Consider the following 23,427-nt stretch of genomic DNA (forward strand, 5'->3'; position numbering starts at 1 on the left):
GCGTTGGAGAGAGGCGTGTGGCGCCGGCGTCGCGAGGACGTTGCGTTCGATCGCGCTGACGGTGCGGGTCAGGCGGCGTCCAGCACAGCATCGAGTTCGGCACGGGTCGGCGGATCGGCACCGGGACGGCTGCAGGTGATCGCGGCGGCGGTGCCGGCGTAGCGCAGCAGCGCTTCGATCTCCGCTGCGCTGGCGGCGATGGTGCGCAGCGTGTCCCGATCCGGCAACCGGTTGAGCAGCGCCGCCTGGAAGCTGTCGCCTGCACCCACCGTATCGGCATTGCGGACCGGGCGCGCCGGGACCTGTGCGCTGATGCCCCCCGGCCCGAAGCCGACCGCGCCGTCCGAGCCGAGAGTCACCACGACCAGTCCGGCACCCTGGGCCAGCCAGTGTGCGGCGATCGCCTCGTGGGTGCGGTCGGGATGGAGCAGGGAGAGGTCCTCGTCGCTGACCTTGATCACGTCGGCGAGGCCCGCCATCGCGTCCACGCGTTCGCGCCACCGGTCCATGTCGGGTTCGACGGTCGGTCGCACGTTGGGATCCAGCGAAATCAGCCGTGCGCCGCGCTCGCGTCGGGCGAGTGCGAGCAAGGTGGAGGCGGTCGGTTCCGCGACCAGGGTGTAGGAGCCGAAGTGCAGCCCGGTCACCCAGGGTTGCAGGGGTGGCAGGTCCGCCTCGACCAGAGAACGGTCGGCGCACCCATCGCCGTAGAAGGCGTACCGGGCCACGCCCTCGGGATCCAACGCGACCAGGGCCAGCGTCGTGCGTTCGTCGCGCGCGACGAGGTAATCCGGTGCCACGCCTTCGCGTTGCAGGATCGCGCGCAGGTGTTCGCCCATCGGATCGCGCGACAGCCCGGCGAGCAGGCCTGCGCGGGTGCCGAGACGGGCCAGACCGATCGCGACGTTGAACGGCGAACCGCCCGGACGGGCGAGCAGCGGCAGCGCGTCGCCTTCGGCGGGCCGGGTGTAGACGTCGTAGAGCGCTTCGCCGCAGATGACGTACATGGAGAACTCAGGTCGATGCGACCGCGGACATGCGGTCGCGAAGTTGACGGTCGAGCGCCTGCATCGCGGTGTAGGCCTCGCGCTTGGCCGCGTGGAAGCGGGTGATCTCGATCGGGGTCGGCTGGGTGCTGGCGCCGAGGCCGCTCATCGCGGCCATCGCGGCGGGCAGGTCCGGGAAGCCGCCGGCCGCGACCGCGCCGAGCATGGCGCTGCCGAGCAGGACCGGCTCGGGCGTGGCCGCGAGCTGGACCTGCACGCCGGTGGCGTCGGCGATCAGCTGGCGCACCAGGCGGCTCTGGCTTGCGCCACCGCTCATGATCACGCTGTCGAAGCGGACGCCTTGCGCGCGCAGAGCGTCGATGATCCCGGCCAGTCCGTAGCCGAGGCCGCAGATGCCGGCGACGTACAGCGCCTCGAGGCCTTCGGGACCATGGTCGATGGTCAGGCCGGCGATCATCGCGCGCGCGCCGGGGTCGGCTTCCGGCGAGCGGTTGCCCAGATAGTCGGGGAGCACGTGCAGGTCGCGCGCCAACAGGGCGGCATGGGACGGCGAGGACACGCGATCGAGGACGCGGCGTTCCAGCCAGGTCAGCACATCGACGCCCGCCGCCGCGGCCCGCTCGCTCGCCTCGGCGAAGCCGGGATGCGAACGCACCAGCGTGTCGATCGCGACGCCGGCGGCGGATTGGCCGCCTTCGTTGAGCCAGAGGCCGGGGATCATGGCCGAGTCGTACGGTCCCCAGACGCCGGGGGTGAAGCAGGGCGTGTCGGTGGTGGCCATGACGCAGGCCGATGTGCCCATGATGTAGGCCATGCGCGCGGTCGGCGCGACGGCGCCACCGTCGGCGTCCGGGCTGGCGATCGTGCCGATGGCGCCAGCGTGCGCGTCGATCAGCGAGGCTCCTACGGCGATGCCGGCGACGAGGCCCAGTTCAGCGGCCGCGTCGGCGCTCAGTCCGTCGCCCAGCGTGCTACCGGGTGCGACCACATCGCGGCCGATGCGGGCGGCGTCGTCGTCGAGCAGTTCGGCCAGGCCGATGCGCTCGAAATAGTCGCGATTCCAGCCGCCCTCGTGCTGGGCGTAGGTCCACTTGCAGGTCACCGTGCACAACGAACGCGCCTGGCTGCCGGTGGCGCGGAAGCTCAGCCAGTCGGCGAGGTCGAACAGGTGCCGCGCGCGCGCGAAGCTCTCGGGCAGGTGGCGCTTGAGCCACAGCAGTTTCGGCGTCTCCATTTCCGGCGAAATCCGGCCGCCGACATAGCGCAACGCAGGATGGCCCGTGGCATTGATCTCGGCGGCTTCGGGAATGGCACGGTGGTCCATCCACACGATGACATTGCGCGCATCGTCGCCGCTCGGGCTGACCGTGACCGGTGCGCCGTCGGCATCCACGGCGACCAGCGAACAGGTCGCGTCGAAGCCGATGCCGGCCACGCGCGCGGGGGCGACGCCGCCTTCGCGCATGGCCGCGCCGATCGCCTGTGCGCAGGCCTGCCAGATATCCTGGGTCGATTGTTCGACGATGCCGTCGGGCAGGTGCCAGGTCCGGATCGGATGCCGCGCGGCGGCGATCATCCGGCCGCTGGCGTCGAACAGGCCGGCACGGGCGCTGCCCGTGCCGACATCGACGCCGATGTAGATCTTGTCGTGCTCCGACTGCATAGGGTTACCAGCAGGTATAGCCGCCATCGGCCAGCACGATGCTACCTGTCATCAGGCTCGCTGCGGGCGATGCGAGGAACAGCGCGACCGAAGCGATCTCGTCCACTTCGCCCAGGCGGGCCATCGGCGTGCCGTCGATCCAGGCCTTGTACATTTCCGGATCCTCCTTGACGAAGGCATTCAGCGGCGTGGCGATGTAGGTCGGTGCCACCGCGTTCACGCGAACGCCGCGGGCGCCCCATTCGGCGGCCAGCGATTTGGTGAGGTGGTGAACCGCGGCCTTGGAGGCGTTGTAGTACGCCTGTGCCTGCGGCTTGTTGACGATGAAGCCGGACATCGAACCGACGTTGACGATGGCGCCGCTGCCATTGGCCAGCATGTGGCGCCCGAAGGCGCGGCAGCACCAGAACGTGCCGTTGAGATTGACGTCGATGACGTTGAGCCAATGCTCGTCGGCGACGGTCTCGGCCGGCGTCTGACTGCGGGCGATGCCGGCGTTGTTGACGAGGATGTCGATCTTGCCGTGCCGGGCGGCCAGTTCCTCGACGACGGCGTCCACGCGCGCGCTGTCGGTCACATCCATCAACACGCTTTCGGCATCCAGTCCCTTGGCGCGCAACGCGGCGATGCCTTCGGCGGCCACCGCTTCGTCGTGATCGGCGATCACGACCTTGGCGCCGGCTTCCGCCAGGGCTTCCACGATGGCCAGGCCGATGGCGCGGCCGCCGCCGGTGACGACGGCGACATGGCCGTCGAGCTTGAACTTGTCTAGGTACATGGGGCTACTCGATTTGCAGGGCCCGGGAAGGCCCGACGTGGGGAGAGGGGGAGGGGGGGCGTTTCAGCGCATCGCCTGCTGTTGCTCGTCGAAGCGATGGAGATGGGACGGGTCCGGGATCAGGGTCGCGGTGTCGTCGACCTCGATGCGGAGGTGGCCGGTGCAACGGGCATTGATGGTGCCGATGTCGGGGACGTCGACGTAGACGAAGGTGTCGCTGCCCAGGTGCTCGGCCTGGATCACGCGACCCTGCCAGGCCAGCGTGTCGGCGGCGGTCTCGTGCGCACCGGGGCGCACGTCGATGTGCTCGGGACGGATGCCGATCGTGGTCGCGCCCTGGCTGCGTGCCGATGCGCCTTCGACCAGGTTCATCCGCGGCGAACCGATGAAGCCGGCGACGAACAGGTTGGCCGGACGTTCGTAGAGGTCGAGCGGCGAACCGACCTGTTCGATCCGGCCGCCCTGCAGCACGACGATCTTGTCGGCCATGGTCATCGCCTCGACCTGATCGTGGGTGACGTAGATCGCGGTGGTCTTGAGCTGCTTCTGCAGCGTGGTGATCTGCAGGCGCATCTGCACGCGCAATGCCGCGTCGAGGTTGGACAGGGGTTCGTCGAACAGGAATCCCTTGGGCTCGCGCACGATCGCGCGGCCGATCGCCACCCGCTGGCGTTGACCGCCCGACAGCGCGGCCGGGCGCCGCTCGAGATACTGGGTGAGGTTGAGGATCTTCGCGGCGTGCTGTACGCGTCGCTCGATCTCGTCCTTGGGCATGCGCGACATCTTCAGTCCGAAGGCGATGTTGCCGCGCACGGTCATGTGCGGATACAGCGCATAGGACTGGAACACCATCGACAGCCCGCGCCGCGAGGGCGGCAGGCGGGTGATGTCCTCGCCGTCGATCAGGATGCGGCCGTCGGTGACGTCCTCGAGGCCGGCGATCAGACGGAGCAGGGTGGTCTTGCCGCAACCCGACGGGCCGACGAAGACCACGAAGCTGCCGTCCTCGATGTCGAGGTCGGCACCGTGGATGATCGTGGTGTCGTCGAACTGCTTGCGGACGGATTCCAGGGTGATGCGTCCCATGGGGGTCTCTTCTCGGAAATTATTTGACGGCGCCGAAGGTCAGGCCGCGGACGAGCTGTTTCTGGCAGAACCAGCCCAGGATCACGATGGGCGCGATGGCCATCATCGAGGCGGCGGACAACTTGGCCCAGAACAGGCCTTCGGGGCTCGAATAGGAAGCGATGAACGCGGTCAGCGGCGCGGCCTTGGACGAGGTGAGGTTCAGCGACCAGAACGCCTCGTTCCAGGCCAGGATCACGTTGAGCAGGACCGCCGAGGCGATACCCGGCACGGCCATCGGCGCGAGCACGTACAGGATCTCCTTGCCGATCGTGGCTCCATCCATGCGCGCGGCTTCGAGGATGTCCTTGGGGATGTCCTTGAAGTAATTGAACAGCAGCCAGATCAGGATCGGCAGGTTGCTCATGCAGAGCACGCCGATCAGGCCGATGCGCGTATCGAGCAGCCCGCTATCGCGGAAGATCAGATAGATCGGCACCAGCACCGCGACCGGCGGCAGCATCTTCGTCGACAGCATCCACAGCAGGATGCCGCGGGTGCGTTTGGTGGGCGAGAACGCCATCGCCCACGCGGCCGGGACCGCGATCACCAGCGCGATGGCGGTCGAGCCCAGGGCCACGATCACCGAGTTCATGGCGAAGGCCACGTAGTTGCTGCGCGCCTGCACCGCCGCGTAGTTCTCCAGTGTCCAGTCGAAGAACAGAAAGGCCGGCGGCGTGGAGAACGCGTCGATCTCGGTCTTGAAGCTGGTCAGGAACATCCACAGGATCGGGAAGAACAGCAGCAGCGCGACCAGCCAGGCGAACACGGTGGTCACGGCGATACGGAGCGGGGAAGCGCGCAACGCCATGTCGTCAGGTCTCCAGGTTCTTGCCGACGATGCGCACCAGGAACAGCGCGGCGATATTGGCCAGGATCACGGCGATGATGCCGCCGGCCGAGGCCGCACCCACGTCGTACTGCAGCAGGGCCTGCGAATAGATCAGGTAGGCGAGGTTGGTGGTGCGCAACCCGGGACCGCCGCTGGTGGTGACGTAGATCTCGACGAAGACGGTCAGCAGGAAGATCGTCTCGATCAGGATCACGATCGCCAGCGGCCGGGCGAGGTGGGGCAGGGTGAGGTGGAAGAAGCGGTCGAACGCCCCCGCGCCGTCCATCAGCGCGGCCTCCTGCTGCTCGCCGTCGAGCGACTGCAGCGCGGTGAGCAGGATCAGTACCGCGAACGGCAGCCACTGCCAGGTCACGATGATGATGATCGACAGCATCGGATACTGGGTGAACCAGTCGATCGGCGTCGCCCCGAACAGCCCCCAGAACCAGGCCAGCAAGCCGGAGACCGGATGCATCAGCAGGTTCATCCAGATCAGCGCGCTGACGGTGGGCATCACGAAGAACGGCGCGATGACCATCAGGCGCGCGACCCGTCGCCCGACGAACACCTGATCGAAGAGCAACGCGATCAGCACGCCGAAGACCATGGTCAGGCCCAGCACCGAGCCCACCAGGATCAGCGTGTTGCGCAACGCGGTCAGGAATGCGGGGCTGCCGAGGAAGTAGCGGAAGTTGTCCAGCCCGGCGAAGCTGGTCTCGGGGTTGAGCAGGTTGTAGTGCTGGGTCGAGAACCAGATCGTCATGCCGAGCGGCACGATCATCCACAGCAGCAACAGGATCACCGATGGGGCGATCAGGAAGCGTGCCAGGCGTTGCGTCTGTTGAGTGGCCATGAGAGGCGGGGGAACTCCTCGGTGGGATCAGAGGCTCATCGCCAGGCGCATGCCGAACACCACGGCGCGCTGTCCGTCCACGCCGTTGGCGCGGCGGATGTATTGCACGCCGGGCATGATCGACAGGCCGGGCGCCAGGGCGACGTGATAGTTGAGTTCCATCGGATACTCGACGCGCTGCACATCGACCGCATCGGTCGAACCCGCCGGCAGGCTGGCGTTGAAACGGCGCTGCGCATCGGTCAGCCGGTCGCTGACGTGGGTGCGGCCCACGGCGAAGCCGATCCGGTCGTCGGGACGCCCGGCGAACGGCGCTTCCAGCCACGCGCCGAGGGTGATCATCTGATCCACGCGGTTGGTGTCCTCGCTGGCCTGCACCAGGTTGGCGAACAGCTCCAGCGTGCTGCCGGATGCATTCCGCCAGACCTGCTGGCTGCCACGCACGTACCAGCCGCGTTCGCTGCCTTCCACGGGCGCGGCATTGTCGGTCAGGCTGGTGGGCAGGCCGTCCACATCGACCAGGTTCTCGTAGTCGGCGCTGTTGCGCCAGCCACCGAGTCGGTAATCGCCGCGTAGACCGTCGCCGAACAACGGCGAGTGTTCGATCTCGGCCAGCATCAGCGTGCCCTCGCTGTCGCCACGGGTGCTCAGGCGCAGCCCCTGGTCGTAGGCGAGATTCTGGGTGTTGACCTCGTAACCACCGACCTTGAACGCCCAGGCGTCGTTCGGACGCGCCGTCACCACCAGTCCGTACTGGCTGATCGGATCGGTGAACCAGCCGTTGGTGATGTAGCCGGGCAGGCCGCCGCAGAAGCTGAGATTCTGGAAGCGGCAAGAGAATCCGAAGAAATCGCCGTTGGCGTACAGCCGACCGCCGGTGATGCTCAGCCGTTCGTCGAACAGGTGCTGGGTGAGCGAGAACTGGGTCAGGCGGGTGACCGAGCCGCGGCCGTGGATTTCCTGCACCTGCAGCAGGGTCGGCATATTGGCTTCGTTGTTGAGCAGATCACCGTTGCGGTTGACGATTTCGAGATTGAACTCGGCACCGCGCCAGCCCCACAGGCGCTCCAGGTCGAGCGTGCTGCCGAAGTAGATCTGGTCGGCGTAGGCGGTTTCGGTGCTGTCGCCGCCGGAGGTGTTGTGGGCGACCTCGCCGGTGTAGTTCAGGCGCAGATCGATGCCGCGATCGAACAGGCGGGCGCGGGTGCCGTTCCAGTCGCCGGTGATGTACTGGCTGCCGTCGAACTGCGGCGCGGGCTGTGCCTGGACGGCGGCGCAGGCGAGGGCTGAGGCCAGGCCGGCCACGGTGAGGGTGAGGGTCTTCATGACGGTGTTCCGGGAATAGGTGCGGCCGATCCGGTTTGGCCGGATACGCACGGAGGGAGGGGAGGGCCGGGCAAACGTGTCACCCGGGTGCTCGGCCGCGTTACTTGGGATAGCCGGCGCGCGACATCTCGCGCTCGGCAGCGGACTGGGCGTTCCTGAGCGCCGCGTCCACGCTGGTCGAACCGGCCACGGCCGCCGAGAACTGCTGGCCCACCGTGGTCCCGATCGACTGGAACTCGGGGATCGAGGCGTACTGCACGCCCACGTACGGCACCGGGTCGACGGCCGGGTTCCGGGTATCGGCGTTCTCGATCGCAGCCAGCGTGGGCGCGGCGAACGGAGCGGCCTCGAGATACTCGGGGGTTTCGTACAGCGAGATACGGGTGCCCGGAGGCGCGTTGGACCAGCCTTCCGCGTTGGCGACGAGCTCGGTGTAGCCCTTGCTGGTGGCCCATGCGATGAAGCGCTGCGCCTGCTCGGTCTTGGTGGAACTGGCCGGAATGGCCAGGTTCCATGCCCACAGCCAGCCGGTGGTGCGACCGAGCCCGTTGTCGGGGGCGGCGGCGAAACCGACGGAATCGGCGACCGTCGATTCGCGGGGATCGGTGATGAACGAGGCGGCGACGGTCGCGTCGATCCACATTGCGCAGCGGCCGGCGTTGAACAGGGCCAGGTTCTCGTTGAAGCCGTTGGCGGCGGCGCCGGGCGGGCCGGCCTCGCGCATCAGGTCGACATAGGTCTGGATCGCCTCGCGCCACTGCGGGGAGTCGAACTGCGGCTGCCAGTTCTCGTCGAACAGGCGGCCACCGAAGGAATTGGCCATCGCGGTGAGCAACGCCATGTTCTCGCCCCAGCCGGCCTTGCCGCGCAGGCAGATGCCGTAGGTGCCGTTGCCGTCGGTGAGGGTGCGGGCGGCGTCGGCCACGAAGTTCCAGGACGGTTGCTCGGGCATCTCCAGGCCGGCCGCCTCGAACAGGTCGGTGCGATACATCAGCATCGAGCCCTCGCCGTAGAAGGGGGCCGCGTACAGGGTGCCGTCGTGGCTGGCGGCCTGGCGGATCTGCGGCAACAGATCGTCGACGTCGTAGTCGGCATCGAATTCCAGCGGCGTCAGCCAGCCGCGTTCGGCCCAGATGGGCACCTCGTAGGTACCGATGGTCAGGATGTCGAACTGGCCGCCGCGCGTGGCGATGTCGGTCGTCACCCGCTGGCGCAGTACGTTCTCTTCCAGGGTGACCCACTCCACGCGCAGGTCGGGATTCTTCTCGGTGAAGTCCGACGTCAGCCGCTGCATGCGGATCATGTCGTTGTTGTTGACCGTGGCGATCACCAGCGTGTTGTCGCCGGCGCCCGATCCTCCCGAGCCGCCGCACGCGGCGAGCGATCCCATCAGGACCGTGGCGAGGATCGTGCTGCTGCGTGTGCTCATGGGTGCTCCGACGCTGTGTGAGCAAATGCTCATTGAGTGCGCATATGCTTACATCGAGCGGCGTGTGTAAATGTGCACTGCAACATGCGCATCCGTCACATGCGGATGCTCGCGGACGATTCGAAGTGGTCCGGGCACGGATGTCGTGCGGGCGGCGCCCGACACAGGGCCCGCAACGGGAGATGCGCGGCGGCGCCGGTGGACGGCGCGGTTCGGCGCGCTACGGATCAGCGATCGAGAAGCGCGCGTGCGGTCGCTTCGTCGGTGATCAGTCCGTTGATGATGCGACCGCGCAGGGCGGCGCGGATCGGGCCGACCTTGGACGCGCCGACCGCGGTGCCGATGGTCAGGCTGGCCGCGGGCACCGCATGCGGGATGCTGGTGAGGCGACGATTGGTGCCGCCGTCGATGATCCGGCCCTCGGCATCCAGCGCCCAGCCGATCACTTCCCCGGCCGCGCCGAGGCGGAGCAGTTCGAGCAGTTCGGACCGGCTGATGAAACCGTCCACGAACAGCGGGGCGCTCTGGTCCAGTTGGCCGACACCGACCAGCCGCAGATCCGCCTTGGCCGCCAGCGTGCGCACGCGCGAGACAGCATCGATTTCGAGCAGCGACCGGCATTCTTCCGGGGACGACAGATAGACCGGCAGCGGCATGGGATAGTGCTGTGCGCCGGTGATGTGGGCGAGGCGCGCGACCGCATCGAACGGGCTGGCCGACCCGTCGGGCGAGATGTTGCCGACCAGCGAGACGAGTTGATGATTGTCGGCCTGCATGGCCGGGATGCGCTCCACCATCGCGCGCATGGTGCGGCCGGTGCCGATGCCGACGATGCTCGGCGATTCGCCGCGCAGGGTGGATTCGAGCAGGGTGGCCGCGCGTTCGGCCACGCCCGCGACGAGCGTGGGATCGGCGGGGTCGGTGGGGACGACATCGCAATAGCGGAGCTCGAAGCGTTCCTGCAGCTGGGCCGCGAGGTCCATGCAGGCCGCGATGGGGTGCTCCAGGCGGAACGTGATCAGGCGCTGGCTCAGGCACAGCGACACCAGGCGCTGCGCGGTCGCGCGCGACACGCTGAGCTTGCTCGCGATCTGGTCCTGGGTGTTGCCGGCGATGTAGTACAGCCATCCGGCGCGGGCGGCGGTATCCAGGCGTGAGGCGTCGTTGTTGTCGGGCGTGGCCATGGCGCGCGGTTCGAAAATCCCGCCCTATCCTAGCCCGAGGCGCGCGAGGATGCGGGCGATGCAGGTCCGGCCAGGGCGGCCACGATCGCATCCATGCGGTCGAACACGCGTGCCGCGCCGGCGTCGCGCAACGACGAGGCGACCGCATCGTCGCCGCCGTGATGGTCGCCGCCGACGAACCCCCAGACGCGCATGCCGGCCGCGACACCGGCCCGCACGCCGCTGACGCTGTCTTCGATCACGAGGCTGCGGTCAGGGGCCGTGTCCATCTGCGCGGCCGCGTAGAGGAAGATGTCGGGCGCGGGTTTGCCGCGTGCGACCATTTCCGTGGTGTAGACGTGGGGGCCGAAGAAATGGGCGAGGTCGGTGACGTCCAGGCTCAGCTTGACCCTCGCCAGGTGGCTGGAGGAGGCGGCGCAGACCGGGATGCCGGCCCGGCGCAGGTGTGCGAGCAGCCCGTCGACGCCCGGAACCGGGCGCAGCTCGGTCCCGAAGCGCGCCAGCAGTGCCTGGTTGAGCGTGGCCTCGAAGTCCGCCGGCAGTGGCATGCCGAGCGCGTCGGCGTGCTCGCGGACCGAACGCAGGCTGCGGCCGAGGAAATGGCGTTTGACGTAGCCGGCGTCGACTGCGAGACCGTGTGCGCGGAGGCGGTTCGACAGCAGTGCGCAGGAGATGGACTCGCTGTCCACGAGCACGCCGTCGCAATCGAAGATGAGCAGGGCGGGCGGCGGTTGAAACTCGCTGGAGTCGGCCATGCGCCCAGTATAGCGATGCGGGCAAATGATCATAGCGATGGCAATTACCCGCGCGCCCGCTCGATCCCTTCGCGCCGGCTGGCCTGCGCGCGGGTGCGCCGGTGTTGGACGGCAGCAACGCATGCGGGAATCTGTAACTGTTTGATAAACAAGGGATGCACTTGCGTCCCCGCCGTGGATGGCGCTAAAGTTCGCGCCCGATCCCTTACAGACATCGCGCGGCCTTCCAAGGTCGCCGGGAGCCCCTATGGCCCGTATCACCGTGGAAGACTGCCTGCAGGTCGTCGACAACCGTTTCGAGCTCGTCATGATGGCCGCCAAGCGTGCCCGTCAGCTCGCCAACGGTGTGGATGCCCAGCTCGACAACAGCGAGCACGACGACAAGCCGACCGTGCTGGCGCTGCGCGAGATCGCCGCGCGCCGCATCGACACCGATTACATCGAGGCCGTGGACAAGGCCGAGCGCGAGCGCAAGGAGCGCGAGGCGCTGGAATGGGCCGCGGCCGAAGTCGTTGCGGAAGAGGACCTCGCCAAGGGCGACGACCTGTAAGCGGGTATCGCGGGCGCCGCGCGCCCGTTGCCGGACGGCCCCTTGCGACGGGGCCGTTTTCCGTTGTGGCGCTTGCGTTCCCCTCGAGGCAGGGCCGATACGGGGATCTCCCCAAGCATCGGCTTTTCGCCTAGGCTGCGTCGATGATGTCCCCCGCTTCCCCCAACGTTGCACTCGCGACGGTGCCGTCCGATGACGCCGTGCCCGAGTACATGCGCGCGCTGGAGCGGGCGACCGGCTATCTGGACGCGTCCCAGCGACAGGTGCTGCGGCGCGCATGGGCCGCAGGCGCGCAGGCCCATGAAGGCCAGTTCCGCAAGTCCGGCGAGCCTTACATCACCCATCCGGTGGCGGTGGCCGGCGTACTCGCCGGGCAGAAAGTCGACCTGGAAACCCTGGTCGCGGCCATCCTCCACGACACGATCGAAGACACGGCGCTGACCCGTGCGGACATCGCCGAGCAGTTCGGCGAACAGGTCGCCGAGCTGGTGGAGGGCGTCACCAAGCTGGACAAGCTGCAATTCAGCAGCCGGCAGGAAGCGGCGGCCGAGAGCTTCCGCAAGATGATGCTGGCGATGGCGCGCGACTTGCGCGTCATCCTGATCAAGCTCGCCGACCGCCTGCACAACATGCGCACCCTGGGCGCGCAGTCGACCGCGGCGCGCGAGCGGATCGCGCGCGAGACCCTGGAGGTCTACGCGCCGATCGCACAGCGCCTGGGCATGAACCTGATCAAGGCCGAGCTGCAGGATCTGGGTTTCAGCGCGTTGCATCCGATGCGTCATTCGGTGTTGCAGAAGCGGATCAGTTCGCAGCCGCTGGTGCGTCGCGAGGCGATGTCGACGATCGAGGCGCAACTCGCCCAGCGACTGACCAACGACGGCCTGCAGTACCGGCTGGTGAGCCGGGTGAAGTCGCCCTGGAGCATCTACAACAAGATGCAGAACGAGGGGAAGACGTTCGACCAGTTGATGGATGTGTTCGGCTTCCGGGTCATCGTGCGCTCGGTGGCCGACTGTTATCACGCGCTGGGCGTGGCGCACTCGGTCTACAAGCCGCTCGACGGCCGCTTCCGCGATTTCATCGCGATCCCCAAGGCCAACGGCTACCAGTCGTTGCACACCGTGCTGTTCGGTCCGTACGGTTCGCCGATCGAGGTGCAGATCCGCACCGAGGAAATGGACCTGATCGCCGAGCGCGGCATCGCCGCGCACTGGGCCTACAAGCACGGCGGCTCGCCGACCAGCGCGCAGACCCGGGCGCATTCCTGGATCGCCAGCCTGCTCGAGTCGCAGCGTTCGACCGGCTCGTCGCTGGAGTTCCTGGAGAACGTGAAGGTCGATCTGTTCCCGGACGAGGTCTATCTGTTCACGCCCAAGGGCGACATCCTGTCGTTGCCGCGCAATGCGACCGCGCTGGACTTCGCCTACGCGGTGCATACCGATGTCGGCAACCACGCGGTCGCGGCGCGCGTCGACCGGAAACTGGTGCCGTTGCGCACGAAGCTGGTCAGCGGACAGCAGGCCGAAATCATCACCGCGCGCTCCGCGCTGCCCAAGCCGCAGTGGCTGGAATTCGTGGCCACCGGCAAGGCGCGGACCGCGATCCGCCAGCAGCTCAAGCAGCTCGAGCACGAGGACGCGGTGCAGCTGGGGCATCGCATGCTGGATCGCGCCCTGGAGGATGTGGGCAGTTCGCTCGAGCGGGTGCCGGCGCCGCGTCTGGAGGGGTATCTGGGCGAGTTGCGCTACCCGCGTCTGGAAGCCTTGCTGGCCGACATCGCCTTGGGCAACCGCATGCCGGTCCAGGTCGCGCACGCGCTGGCGCAGGCGCCCACGCAGGCCGAAGGCGGCCGCGACGTCGTCCGCCACGGCGAGAAGATCCTGATCACCGGCAGCGAGCGTGGCGTGGTCACCTTCGCCAACTGCTGCATGCCGATCCCCGGTGACGAGATCATGGGGTATCACACCACCGGCCGCGGCATCGTCGTGCACCGGCTGGACTGTCCCAATGTCGCCGAGTACCGGAAGTCTCCCGAGCGCTGGGTCGAGATCGGCTGGGATCGCGAGGTGTCCGGCGACTACGGCGTCGCGCTCCGCATCGAGGTGGAGAACCGGCCCGGCGTGCTGGCGCAGGTGGCGGCGGCGATCGCGCAGGTCGATTCCAACATCGACGGAGTCGAGTATCTGGAGCGCGACAGCAACGTCGCCGCGATCCGGTTCTCGATCGAGGTGCGCGACCGCAAGCATCTGGCCGATGTGATCCGCCGCACGCGGCGGCTCAACGTCGTGCACGGCGTCCAGCGGCAGTAGCGCCGCAAGGCCGGCGCGATCGGCGACGCCGGGCGCGGGCCGAGGCGTGCGGACGGTAGAATCGGGCGTTTCCACGCCCTGGAGCCGCGCATGCCCCGTTCGCCGATCAGCACCGACCAGGCGCCTGCCGCCATCGGCCCCTATTCGCAGGCCACGCGGGCCGGCAACACCGTGTTCCTGTCCGGCCAGATCCCGCTCGATCCGGCGACCGGCGAACTGGTCGCCGGCGGGATCGAGGCGCAGGCCCGTCAGGCGTTCCGCAATCTCGAGGCGGTGTGCCGCGCGGCGGGTGGCTCGCTGGACGATGTGGCGCGGGTGGGCCTGTACCTGACCGATCTGGGCGAATTCGGCGCAGTGAACGCGGTCATGGCCGAATTCTTCGCCGAGCCCTTCCCGGCGCGCTCGACGATCGAGGTGTCGGCGTTGCCCAAGGCGGCCGCGTTCGAGGTCGACGCGATCCTCGTCCTGCCCTGAGCACGCGCCGCGCGTGATGAATGCCGTCTCCTCCGCCAGGGCGATGCTGGATCCGGCGCAGGTGCCGCTCACCGTGCTGTCCGGCGTCGGCGCACGGACGGCCGAGAAACTGGCCGCGCGCGGCATCGGCTCGCTGCAGGATCTCTGGCTGCTGCTGCCCCGCCAGTACGAGGACCGGACGCGGCTGACCCCGATGCGCGATCTGCGGCCGGGAATGCCGGCGCAGGTGGAGGCCACGGTGGAGGCGGTCGAGCGCGGCTTCCGCTATCGCCCGATGCTCAAGGTCGCCATCGGCGACGGATCGGGCGGCACGCTGGTGCTGCGCTTCTTCCACTTCCGCGCGGCACAGGTCGCGCAGTTCGCGGTCGGGGTGCGGCTGCGTGCGTTCGGGACGCCGCGTCCCGGTCAGCACGGACTCGAGATCGTGCATCCGAGCTACCGCGTGCTGGGCGACGCCGAGGTTGCGTTGGACGACCAGCTCGAGCCGGTCTATCCGCAGGTCGAAGGCGTGGGGCCGGCGGTCGTTCGGCGGCTGGTCCGGCAGGCGCTGGAGCGGCTGCCGGGCGACGATGCGTTGGAGTTGTTGCCCGCCGCCCTCCGCGACGGCATGCCGTCGCTGCGTGCGGCGTTGCTCGAGGTCCATCGGCCGGCGCCGGATGCCGACCTCGGCGCGCTGTCGGCCGGACAGCATCCGGCCCAGCAGCGCCTGGCGATCGAGGAATTGCTGGCCCATCACCTGAGCCTCCGGCGTCAGCGCATCGCCCTGCAGCAGCACCGGGCGCCGGCCTGCGCCGGGCCGGGGGCGCTGGTCGAGCGTTTGCTGGACACGCTTCCGTTCGCGTTGACCGGAGCGCAGCAGCGCGTCTTCGCGCAGATCCGCGACGACCTGCGCCACCCCCGCCCGATGCTGCGGCTGGTGCAGGGCGATGTCGGCTCGGGCAAGACCGTGGTCGCGGCGCTGGCCGCATTGCTGGCGGTTGAGGCCGGCCATCAGGTCGCTCTGATGGCCCCGACCGAACTGCTGGCCGAGCAGCATCTCGTGAACCTGTCGGGTTGGCTGCAGCCGCTCGGGATCGAGGTGGCGTGGCTGGCGGGCAAGGTCGCGGGCAAGGCGCGCGTGCGCGCGCTGGAGGCCATCGCCGACGGACGGGCCCGGGTCGTGGTCGGCACCCATGCGTTGATGCAGGAGGGCGTGCGCTTCCATCGTCTGGGGCTGGCGATCGTCGACGAGCAGCACCGGTTCGGCGTCCATCAGCGCCTGGCGCTGCGCGACAAGGGCGCCGAGGGCGGCCTGGTGCCGCACCAACTGGTGATGACGGCCACGCCGATCCCGCGGACGCTGGCGATGTCGGCCTACGCGGATCTGGATGTCTCCGCCATCGACGAATTGCCGCCAGGGCGGACGCCGGTGCAGACGGTGGTGTTGAGTGCCGAGCGGCGATCGGCACTGATCGAGCGGATCCGGGCCGCCTGTGCGGAAGGGCGGCAGGCCTACTGGGTATGCACCCTGATCGACGACAGCGACGAGATCGTCGCGCAGGCCGCGCAGACGACGTTCGAATTGCTGCAGGCCGCGCTGCCCGGGGTGCGTGTGGGCCTGGTCCATGGGCGCATGAAAGCCGCGGAGAAGCAGGCGGTCATGCGTGCGTTCAAGGACGGTTCGCTGGATCTGCTGGTCGCGACCACCGTGATCGAAGTCGGCGTGGACGTGCCCAATGCGTCGCTGATGATCGTCGAGAACGCCGAGCGCCTCGGCCTGGCGCAGCTCCATCAGCTGCGCGGCCGGGTGGGGCGCGGGGCCAACGCGTCGAGTTGCGTGCTGCTGTACCAGTCGCCACTGTCGGCGCTGGCGAAGCAGCGGCTGGCGACGATGCGCGAGACCAGCGACGGATTTCTGATCGCCGAGCGCGATCTCGCCTTGCGCGGCCCCGGCGAGTTGCTCGGCACCCGGCAGACCGGCATCGCCAGCTTCCGCGTGGCCGACCTCCTCCGCGATGCGGGTCTGTTGCCGCGGGTGCACGTCATGGCCGAGCGGCTGCAGGCCGATGCGCCGGACGCGGCCGATCGCCTGGTCGAGCGCTGGGTCGGCGGCGCGTCGCGTTTCGCCTCGGCATGAGGGGGCATCACGTCGGGCGCCGTGACAGGCGATAATCCGCGCATGGACGACCGCATCCCCCTTCTGATCGATACCGATCCAGGCGTCGACGACGCCCTGGCCCTGCTGATGGCCTTCGACGACCCCCGTCACCGGGTGGTGGGGCTCACGATCGCCGCCGGCAATGTCGGCCTGAAGCACACCGTCGCCAACGCGCTCAAGCTGGTCGAGGTCTGCGATGTCGACGTGCCGGTGTTCGTCGGCGCCGACGCGCCGCTGCTGCATCCCGCGCGCGATGCCGGCGAGGTGCACGGCAGCGATGGTTTCGGCGACATCGGCTACGCGCGCGCGGCACGCGAGGCCGAAGCCGAGCACGCCGCGCTGGCGATCCTGCGGCTGTCGCATGTCCACGCGGGGCGCCTGTTGCTGGTCGCGCTCGGGCCGCTGACCAACATCGCGCTGGCGCTGAAGCTCGATCCGACCTTGCCGGAGCGGGTCGGGCGGTTCGTGGTGATGGGCGGGGCGGTGACCGCGCACGGCAACATCACCCCGGCCGCGGAGTTCAATGTGGCGTTCGACCCGGAAGCCGCGCACCTGGTGTTCCAGGCATTCCCCCGGTTCGACCTGGTCGACTGGGAGGCCACGATGGCGCACGGATTCCCGCATGCCGACGCCGAGCAGTGGCTGCGGGCCGAATCGCCGCGCGCCCGGTTCTACGAGGGAATCTCGCGGCGGACGCGCCTCTGGTCGGAGGATCGGCGCGGCGACCACTGGCACGCGGCCGACGCCCTGGCGATGGCCTGCGCGCTCGCGCCCGATGGCGCGCTGGAGTGGGCGGAGCGGCCGGTCGGGGTGGAGCTGGATGGGCGCCTGACCCGTGGCACGACGGTCGTGGACTGGCGGCGTCAGGACGGCGCGGCGGACAATGCCCGCATCCTGATGGCCTATGATCAGGCCCGCTTCCAGGCCTCGATGCGGCAGGCGCTGGCGGCAGGCGGCTGAGTGCATCGGGACGATTGCATCCGGGTCGGGAACCCCGCATAATGCGCGGCTTCCCGCAATTCCGGTGTGCCGCCATGAAGGCCGACATCCATCCCGATTACCGCGCGGTCGTGTTCCAGGACGTGACCTCCGATTTCCGCTTCCTGACCCGTTCCACCATGGCCGCGACCTCCAAGGAGACGGTGAAGTGGGAAGACGGTAACGAGTATCCGCTGGTCAAGATCGAAGTCTCGTCGGCTTCGCACCCGTTCTACACGGGCCAGAACAAGATCATGGATACCAGCGGTCGCGTCGACAAGTTCCGTCGCCGCTACGCCAAGTAAACCCGCGTTCCGCACCGGCGGCGGTCGCCGCCGGGGTTCGTCCGCCTTGGTCTGGACGGGTCTGCCCGAGTGTCGCCCGTCGAGAGATGGCGCGCTCCGCGATGCTGTATCCAGCGGCTGCCCTCGTGGCGGCCGCTGGCGTTTGCGTGTCCGTCTCCGGTCGCGGCTACGACCAATGGCGGGCAGTCCCTACGATGGGGTATGCGATAATGCGCGTTCCCCGCGGCGATCGCCGCGGATCTCTCCCTAGTTCTCCCGTGCCGTGCTGCAGCGCCCCGTGCCGCGGGCGGCCACGACCCTGAAAGGAGTGTGCTGTGTCGGAATTTGACCAGGTCACGCTGAGCGCCGGCGACAAGTCGGTGACCCTGCCGGTGCTCACCGGCACCCTCGGCAATCCCTGCATCGATATCTCCAAGCTGCCGAAAGAAACCGGCTGCTTCACCTACGATTCGGGCTTCACCGCGACCGCGTCGTGCAAGTCTGCGATCACCTACATCGACGGCGACGAAGGCGTGCTGCTGTACCGCGGCTACCCGATCGACCAGCTGGCCGAGAAGTCGAACTTCCTCGAAGTCTCGTATCTGCTGATGAACGGCGAACTGCCGAGCAAGGACGAGTACGCGCGCTTCGAGCACGAAGTCACGCATCACACGATGATGCACGAGTCGCTGAAGAACTTCCTCCACGGCTTCCGCCACGACGCGCACCCGATGGCGATGCTGTCGAGTTCGGTGGCGGCGATGTCGGCGTTCTACCACGACACGCTGGATCTCAACGATCCGGAGCAGCGTCGCCTGGCGGCGATCCGCCTGCTGGCGAAGATGCCGACCCTGGCTGCGGCCGCGTACCGGTACTCGATCGGCTGGCCGATCCGCTACCCGCGCAACAACCTCAATTACGTCGACCGCTTCCTGCACATGATGTTCGAAGTGCCGAGCGAGCCGCTGGAGGTCAATCCGGTGATCGCCAAGGCGCTGGACCTGCTGTTCATCCTGCATGCCGACCACGAGCAGAACGCCTCGACCTCGACGGTGCGCCTGGTGGGTTCCACCGGTGCGAATCCGTACGCGTCGGTCGCCGCCGGCATCACCGCGCTGTGGGGTCCCGCACACGGCGGCGCCAACGAGGCGGTGCTGAAGATGCTCGCCGAGATCGGCAGTGCCGACAACGTCGAGACCGCGATCAAGCGGGCCAAGGACAAGAACGACCCGTTCCGCCTGATGGGCTTCGGCCATCGCGTGTACAAGAACTTCGACCCGCGCGCCAAGATCATCCGCGAGATGACCCACAAGGTGCTGGGCGAGCTCAACATCGACGATCCGCTGCTCGACGTGGCGATGAAGCTTGAGGAAGCGGCGTTGAAGGACGACTACTTCGTCGAGCGCAAGCTGTACCCGAACGTCGATTTCTACAGCGGCATCATCTACAAGGCGCTGAAGATCCCGACCGAGATGTTCACCGTCATGTTCGCCATCGGCCGCACCGCCGGCTGGGTCGCGCACTGGCTGGAGCAGCAGGTCGATCCGGAAGCCAAGATCGGCCGTCCGCGGCAGATCTACACCGGCTCGGACGTCCGCGACTACGTGGGTGTCGACAAGCGCTGATGCACCGGGACGCCGATGGCGACCTCACGAAGCCGCGGTCCGTCCGCGGCTTCGTGCTTTTCAAGTGGGCCGTGTACGGCTTGCTGGCGGCCAACGTGGCGCTGTATGCGCTGGAAGGATCGCCGACCGAGAGCATCGACACCGGGGCCTGGGTGCTGTTGCTCCTGTTGTTCGAATGGGAAACCGGCGGCTGGCGGCTGCCGCCGTGGTCGCAGCCCCTGGTGCGCGGCCTGCGCGCGATGGCCGGGCTGGTGGTGGTGTGGGCCTGCATCGATTACGCGCTGGCCGGCGAACGTCTGGATTTCGCCAACGCCCTGACCTGGCTGGGCGTGATCCTCGCGCTGGAGCTGGAACTGCGGGTCTCCGCCGAGCACCTGCATTTCCACCGTGCGCGGCAGTGGGCGGCCAGGGGCCTCTATCTGGCGTTGGCGGGGTTCGCACTGGCCTGGTGGGGGCTGGCTGCGGCGGGCGAGGCGGAGGCGTGGCTCGACGCGTGGGACGCCAGCCTGTGGCTGGCCGCGTTTGCCGCGATCGAGCTCAATGTGTTCGGACTCGCGGGACCGGCGTCGACCGGCGAGCGGCGGATCTCCTCGTCCGAGTCCTGATCCAGGGACAATCCCGCGGGTGGCCGTGCGCACGGGGCCGTCGCGCAGCGCGGGCGAGGCGGGGGCGCATGTGGGGCGATGGCCCGACGGACTCAGGCGGTCGCGGGTCGCGACCGTTCGTAGTCCGCGATTTCGTCCTCGGCGATCAACTGGCGTAGCCGACCGAGCGACGCGCGCGCCATCGGGCGCTCGTCGAGGCCCGACAGCGGCGCCTGCCGCAACGTCTGCACCGGCAGCACGACGAGATCGAAGGTCAGGCCTTCGGCCGCGAACACCCACACCGGGAAATCCCCGTGACGCGTCCGGTCCAGGCGCAGGCGCCGGCCGCGCGCCTCGGCGGGGATACCGTGCTCGTCGAGGAAGCGCGGGACCGCGTCGGCGTCGTCGGCATGCAGGTGCAGGGCGACCGGGGAGTGGCTATCGGCCGTGCCGTCCAGCACCGGGCCGACCAGACGGGGCTGGAACGGCGCGAAGAACTCCATCGCGCGGGCCGCTGCGAGGCGCCGCTCGTGCAGCGCTTCGCCCTGGTCCTGGCCCTGGAACAGGCGCTGGTACTCGCGCAATGCGGCTTCGATCTCGCGATTGCGCGGCAACGAGGCATCGTCGTGGATGCCGAGGCGGTCGGCGGCCTTGAGCTTGGCCTGGTGGTAATCGCGGATGCCGCCCTCGGCCATCAACCGCGCGGCTTCGTGGGCGAGGCGATGCCGGCGTTCACGGGTGCGCGTTTCGGCGTGCTGTCGGGCGCGATGCATGAGACCCCTTCCCGCGTTGACCTGAGGCGACTCTAGCCGATCCGGATGACGCGTCAATGCAGGCCGTGTGGCCGATTCAGGTCGCGTCGACAGGGCGGTGCGGTCAGAAGATGTCGAACGCTTCCTCGCCCGGCGCATCGTTGAAACCGTCGTCCATGTCGGCCGCCATGCGGTCCAGATCCTCGGCCTTGACGTACTCCAGCAGACCGCCTTCGCCTCCCGGCAGCAGGCGTCCGCTGGCGCTGACCGCGACCTGGACCATGCCGGCGGGCGGGGTGTTCGGTGCGATCGGTTCACCGTCCAGGGCCACGCGCATGAAGTCGATCCAGATCGGCAGCGCGGCACGACCGCCGTACTCGCGGAAGCCCAGCGAACGGTTGTCGTCGCGCCCGACCCAGACCGTGGTGACCAGATCGCCACCGAAACCGGAGAACCAGGCGTCGCGGTGATCGTTGGTCGAGCCCGTCTTGCCGCCGATGTCCTCGCGTTCGAGGACGCGGGCGGCCGCGCCGGTCCCGCGGGTCACCACATCGCGCATCATCGAGATCAGCTGGTAGGCCACGCGCTCGTCGATGGCCCGGGGTGCGATCGGCCTTTCCTCGTCATCCTCGGTGATCTGGATCGCATCCGCCGCCGGGGCGTCGGCGTCCGCGGCCGGTTCGGGCGCCGGTTGCGGACGCGGCGCCTGGGTCGGCCCGAGATTGAAGCCGTCGACGACGTAGGTACCGGACGAGGTCGTCGGGCGCCCGTCGGCACCGCAACCACGGCAGGCCACGGCCGGGCGTTCCTTGAAGATGGAGATACCGTCGCGGTCCTTGACCTCGTCGATGAACCACGGCGTGATCCGCGAGCCGCCGTTGGCGAACACCGCGTAGCCGCGTGCGATCTCCAGAGGGGTCAGCGACGGGGTGCCCAGGGAGATGGACAGGTTCGGCGGCAGCTCGGATTCGTCGAAGCCGAAATGACTGATGTAGCGGCGCGCATAGTCGACCCCGATGGTGTCGAGCAGGCGCACCGAAACCAGATTGCGCGAGCGCACCAGCGCCTCGCGCAGGCGCATCGGACCCGCGAACTTGCCGTCGTCGTTCTGCGGCCGCCATTCCTGGCCGCGACGCATTCGGAACACGACGGGCGCGTCGGGCACCACCGAGGCGGGATTGAACCCGCGCTCGAATGCGGCGGCATAGATGAAGGGCTTGAAGCTGGAGCCCGGCTGGCGCCGGGCCTGGGTGACGCGATTGAACTTCTGTCCGGCGAAGCTGAACCCGCCGACCAGGGCGCGCAGCGCGCCGGTGTCGTACTCCAGCGAGACCAGGGCGGACTGCGCGCGTGGAATCTGCGCCAACTGGTAGCGGTAGGTGGGCTCGGCATCGGGCTCGGCGTCATCGGCGGCGGCGACTTCGATGCGGCGGACCCGGATCAGATCGCCACGATTGACGAGCGCGGACGGCGTGCGGTTGGTCCAGCGGCTGGACGCCGCATCGAGAGTGAGCGTGCTGCCGTCGCTCAACACCGCCTCGGCCGTGCCGCCGCCGCTTGCGAGCACCACTGCCGGGAGCAGGCCACCCTGGGCGGGGATGCCGCGCAGGCGCGCGGCGGCGGTGGCGGCATCCTCGTCTTCGGCGAGTTCGAACTGCTGCTCGGGCGTGGCGAAGCCGTGGCGGCGGTCGTAGGCGATCAGGCCGTCGCGCAGGGCGCGGTCGCCGGCGATCTGGGCATCGGGATCGATCGTGGTGGTGACATGGTAGCCACGGGTCAGCACGTCGCCACCGTAGCGGGCGATCATCTCCTGGCGGACCATTTCGGCCACGTACGGGGCGTAGACCTCGACCGGGCGCTCGTGCGGGCGAGCATGCATCTCGGCGGCCTGGGCCAGGCGCTGGTCGGGTTCGGAGATGAAGCCCAGTTCGCGCATGCGCAGCAGCACGTAGTCGCGACGGATCCGCGCGCGTTCGGGGTTGGTGATCGGGTTGCCGCTGGAGGGGAACTTGGGGATCGACGCGAGGGTGGCGATTTCGTCCAGGGTCAGCGCATCGAGCGTCTTGCCGTAATAGAACTCCGCGGCCGCGCCGATGCCGTAGGCGCGGTTGCCGAAGAAGCTCTTGTTGAGATAAAGCTGGAAGATCTCGTCCTTGGTCAGTTCGCGCTCCATCTTCATCGCCAGCAGGATCTCGGCGAACTTGCGCGTGTAGCTGTACTCGGAGCTGAGGAAGAACTGGCGTGCGACCTGCTGGGTGATGGTCGAGCCGCCCGGCACGCGGCGGTCGTCGGTGGTGGCCAGCAGCCAGACCGCACGGCCGATGCCGCGGTAATCGATGCCGTGGTGCTGGTAGAAGCGGTTGTCCTCGATCGCGATGAAGGCCTGCTTGATCCGCTCCGGCACCTCCTCGATCCGCACCGGGTAGCGCCTCGTCTCACCGAACAGTGCGATCAGGCGGCCGTCGCTGGCGTAGACGTACAGGGGCTCCTGCATCTCCACATCGCGCAGGGTGTGCACGTCCGGCAGTCGGGCCGAGACCACGAAATACAAGGTGGCGGCCGCCAGGACGCCCAGCACGGCCACGCCCAGGGCGGCGACCAGGGACCAGCGGAACACACGGCGGATTCGGGACATCGAGGGTTTCCTGCGGGCGTGGAGCCATGCATCATGGACGCCGCGGAGTATAGAGGCTGGTCGGGCCGGCCTGTCGGAGTGTCGTTCAGGCCCGGACATGGGGGGCGGTGGGGGAAGGCATTGGAGGCCGAAGCGCGCACTGCG

At 68.6% G+C, this 23,427-nt stretch carries 20 protein-coding genes; 8 read left to right on the forward strand and 12 right to left on the reverse strand.

All coding sequences use genetic code 11. The annotated features are described in order from the left end of the window. Positions 1 to 68: 68 nt before the first annotated feature. From RG19_RS02970 to RG19_RS03015, 10 genes are all read right to left on the reverse strand, one after another. On the reverse strand, positions 69 to 1,007 hold the full coding sequence (locus RG19_RS02970) for a carbohydrate kinase family protein (protein WP_058833964.1): 939 nt from the start codon (positions 1,005 to 1,007) through the stop codon (positions 69 to 71). A 7-nt stretch (positions 1,008 to 1,014) separates the two neighbouring features. Then, the gene (locus RG19_RS02975; RefSeq protein ID WP_058833965.1) at positions 1,015 to 2,670 is read right to left on the reverse strand and encodes an FGGY-family carbohydrate kinase; all 1,656 of its coding nucleotides are present in this window, start codon (positions 2,668 to 2,670) and stop codon (positions 1,015 to 1,017) included. 4 nt (positions 2,671 to 2,674) lie between these two features. Continuing rightward, entirely contained in the window at positions 2,675 to 3,448 is a 774-nt protein-coding gene (locus tag RG19_RS02980) for an SDR family NAD(P)-dependent oxidoreductase (protein WP_058833966.1), read from the reverse strand. 63 nt (positions 3,449 to 3,511) lie between these two features. Beyond that, positions 3,512 to 4,534, reverse strand: a complete 1,023-nt coding sequence (locus RG19_RS02985) for an ABC transporter ATP-binding protein (protein WP_058833967.1) — start codon at positions 4,532 to 4,534, stop codon at positions 3,512 to 3,514. Between the two features lie 19 nt (positions 4,535 to 4,553). Beyond that, a complete protein-coding gene (locus tag RG19_RS02990) occupies positions 4,554 to 5,384 on the reverse strand; it encodes a carbohydrate ABC transporter permease (protein ID WP_058833968.1) in 831 nt (276 codons plus the stop codon). A 4-nt stretch (positions 5,385 to 5,388) separates the two neighbouring features. Then, on the reverse strand, positions 5,389 to 6,258 hold the full coding sequence (locus tag RG19_RS02995) for a carbohydrate ABC transporter permease (RefSeq protein ID WP_058833969.1): 870 nt from the start codon (positions 6,256 to 6,258) through the stop codon (positions 5,389 to 5,391). Between the two features lie 27 nt (positions 6,259 to 6,285). Continuing rightward, positions 6,286 to 7,584, reverse strand: coding sequence for a carbohydrate porin (locus RG19_RS03000; protein WP_058833970.1), 1,299 nt, complete (start codon positions 7,582 to 7,584; stop codon positions 6,286 to 6,288). 100 nt (positions 7,585 to 7,684) lie between these two features. Further along, positions 7,685 to 9,013 carry an ABC transporter substrate-binding protein gene (locus tag RG19_RS03005; RefSeq protein ID WP_082672437.1) on the reverse strand — a complete coding sequence of 443 codons (1,329 nt, stop codon included), beginning with the start codon at positions 9,011 to 9,013 and terminating at the stop codon, positions 7,685 to 7,687. Between the two features lie 227 nt (positions 9,014 to 9,240). After that, positions 9,241 to 10,197 (reverse strand): sugar-binding transcriptional regulator, encoded by a 957-nt coding sequence (locus tag RG19_RS03010; protein WP_058833971.1) that lies wholly within the window; start codon positions 10,195 to 10,197, stop codon positions 9,241 to 9,243. Between the two features lie 29 nt (positions 10,198 to 10,226). Next, positions 10,227 to 10,952 carry an HAD family hydrolase gene (locus tag RG19_RS03015; RefSeq protein WP_058833972.1) on the reverse strand — a complete coding sequence of 242 codons (726 nt, stop codon included), beginning with the start codon at positions 10,950 to 10,952 and terminating at the stop codon, positions 10,227 to 10,229. 247 nt (positions 10,953 to 11,199) lie between these two features. On the opposite strand from RG19_RS03015, the gene rpoZ reads away from it, so the two are divergent. From rpoZ to RG19_RS03055, 8 genes are all read left to right on the forward strand, one after another. Continuing rightward, on the forward strand, positions 11,200 to 11,502 hold the full coding sequence (rpoZ, locus tag RG19_RS03020) for a DNA-directed RNA polymerase subunit omega (RefSeq protein WP_058833973.1): 303 nt from the start codon (positions 11,200 to 11,202) through the stop codon (positions 11,500 to 11,502). Positions 11,503 to 11,648: 146 nt separating this feature from the next. Beyond that, positions 11,649 to 13,814, forward strand: a complete 2,166-nt coding sequence (locus tag RG19_RS03025) for a RelA/SpoT family protein (protein WP_058836378.1) — start codon at positions 11,649 to 11,651, stop codon at positions 13,812 to 13,814. Positions 13,815 to 13,904: 90 nt separating this feature from the next. After that, positions 13,905 to 14,288 carry a RidA family protein gene (locus RG19_RS03030; RefSeq protein WP_058833974.1) on the forward strand — a complete coding sequence of 128 codons (384 nt, stop codon included), beginning with the start codon at positions 13,905 to 13,907 and terminating at the stop codon, positions 14,286 to 14,288. A gap of 16 nt (positions 14,289 to 14,304) precedes the next feature. Beyond that, positions 14,305 to 16,404, forward strand: a complete 2,100-nt coding sequence (recG, locus tag RG19_RS03035; RefSeq protein ID WP_058833975.1) for an ATP-dependent DNA helicase RecG — start codon at positions 14,305 to 14,307, stop codon at positions 16,402 to 16,404. Between the two features lie 42 nt (positions 16,405 to 16,446). Continuing rightward, the gene (locus RG19_RS03040; RefSeq protein WP_058833976.1) at positions 16,447 to 17,385 is read left to right on the forward strand and encodes a nucleoside hydrolase; all 939 of its coding nucleotides are present in this window, start codon (positions 16,447 to 16,449) and stop codon (positions 17,383 to 17,385) included. Between the two features lie 74 nt (positions 17,386 to 17,459). Then, entirely contained in the window at positions 17,460 to 17,708 is a 249-nt protein-coding gene (locus tag RG19_RS03045) for a type B 50S ribosomal protein L31 (protein ID WP_058833977.1), read from the forward strand. 314 nt (positions 17,709 to 18,022) lie between these two features. Beyond that, positions 18,023 to 19,312 (forward strand): citrate synthase, encoded by a 1,290-nt coding sequence (locus RG19_RS03050; protein ID WP_058833978.1) that lies wholly within the window; start codon positions 18,023 to 18,025, stop codon positions 19,310 to 19,312. A 71-nt stretch (positions 19,313 to 19,383) separates the two neighbouring features. After that, positions 19,384 to 19,917: a hypothetical protein gene (locus tag RG19_RS03055; protein WP_157515142.1), complete on the forward strand. Its 534-nt coding sequence runs from the start codon at positions 19,384 to 19,386 to the stop codon at positions 19,915 to 19,917. A 92-nt stretch (positions 19,918 to 20,009) separates the two neighbouring features. Here RG19_RS03055 and RG19_RS03060 read toward each other — a convergent pair whose 3' ends face one another. Together RG19_RS03060 and RG19_RS03065 are read right to left on the reverse strand one after the other, a co-directional pair. After that, positions 20,010 to 20,669 (reverse strand): hypothetical protein, encoded by a 660-nt coding sequence (locus RG19_RS03060; protein WP_058833980.1) that lies wholly within the window; start codon positions 20,667 to 20,669, stop codon positions 20,010 to 20,012. A gap of 103 nt (positions 20,670 to 20,772) precedes the next feature. Continuing rightward, positions 20,773 to 23,283, reverse strand: a complete 2,511-nt coding sequence (locus RG19_RS03065; protein WP_058833981.1) for a penicillin-binding protein 1A — start codon at positions 23,281 to 23,283, stop codon at positions 20,773 to 20,775. Positions 23,284 to 23,427: the final 144 nt, after the last annotated feature.

It is taken from the genome of Luteimonas abyssi (assembly GCF_001482195.1).
Lineage (GTDB): Bacteria > Pseudomonadota > Gammaproteobacteria > Xanthomonadales > Xanthomonadaceae > Luteimonas > Luteimonas abyssi.

Bases quoted from the DNA above. Each gene is read 5' to 3' on its own strand.
- RG19_RS02970 (WP_058833964.1), bottom strand. From the start codon at position 1,007: ATGTACGTCATCTGCGGCGAAGCGCTCTACGACGTCTACACCCGGCCC.
- RG19_RS02975 (WP_058833965.1), bottom strand. From the start codon at position 2,670: ATGCAGTCGGAGCACGACAAGATCTACATCGGCGTCGATGTCGGCACG.
- RG19_RS02980 (WP_058833966.1), bottom strand. From the start codon at position 3,448: ATGTACCTAGACAAGTTCAAGCTCGACGGCCATGTCGCCGTCGTCACC.
- RG19_RS02985 (WP_058833967.1), bottom strand. From the start codon at position 4,534: ATGGGACGCATCACCCTGGAATCCGTCCGCAAGCAGTTCGACGACACC.
- RG19_RS02990 (WP_058833968.1), bottom strand. From the start codon at position 5,384: ATGGCGTTGCGCGCTTCCCCGCTCCGTATCGCCGTGACCACCGTGTTC.
- RG19_RS02995 (WP_058833969.1), bottom strand. From the start codon at position 6,258: ATGGCCACTCAACAGACGCAACGCCTGGCACGCTTCCTGATCGCCCCA.
- RG19_RS03000 (WP_058833970.1), bottom strand. From the start codon at position 7,584: ATGAAGACCCTCACCCTCACCGTGGCCGGCCTGGCCTCAGCCCTCGCC.
- RG19_RS03005 (WP_082672437.1), bottom strand. From the start codon at position 9,013: ATGAGCACACGCAGCAGCACGATCCTCGCCACGGTCCTGATGGGATCG.
- RG19_RS03010 (WP_058833971.1), bottom strand. From the start codon at position 10,197: ATGGCCACGCCCGACAACAACGACGCCTCACGCCTGGATACCGCCGCC.
- RG19_RS03015 (WP_058833972.1), bottom strand. From the start codon at position 10,952: ATGGCCGACTCCAGCGAGTTTCAACCGCCGCCCGCCCTGCTCATCTTC.
- rpoZ (WP_058833973.1), top strand. From the start codon at position 11,200: ATGGCCCGTATCACCGTGGAAGACTGCCTGCAGGTCGTCGACAACCGT.
- RG19_RS03025 (WP_058836378.1), top strand. From the start codon at position 11,649: ATGTCCCCCGCTTCCCCCAACGTTGCACTCGCGACGGTGCCGTCCGAT.
- RG19_RS03030 (WP_058833974.1), top strand. From the start codon at position 13,905: ATGCCCCGTTCGCCGATCAGCACCGACCAGGCGCCTGCCGCCATCGGC.
- recG (WP_058833975.1), top strand. From the start codon at position 14,305: ATGAATGCCGTCTCCTCCGCCAGGGCGATGCTGGATCCGGCGCAGGTG.
- RG19_RS03040 (WP_058833976.1), top strand. From the start codon at position 16,447: ATGGACGACCGCATCCCCCTTCTGATCGATACCGATCCAGGCGTCGAC.
- RG19_RS03045 (WP_058833977.1), top strand. From the start codon at position 17,460: ATGAAGGCCGACATCCATCCCGATTACCGCGCGGTCGTGTTCCAGGAC.
- RG19_RS03060 (WP_058833980.1), bottom strand. From the start codon at position 20,669: ATGCATCGCGCCCGACAGCACGCCGAAACGCGCACCCGTGAACGCCGG.
- RG19_RS03065 (WP_058833981.1), bottom strand. From the start codon at position 23,283: ATGTCCCGAATCCGCCGTGTGTTCCGCTGGTCCCTGGTCGCCGCCCTG.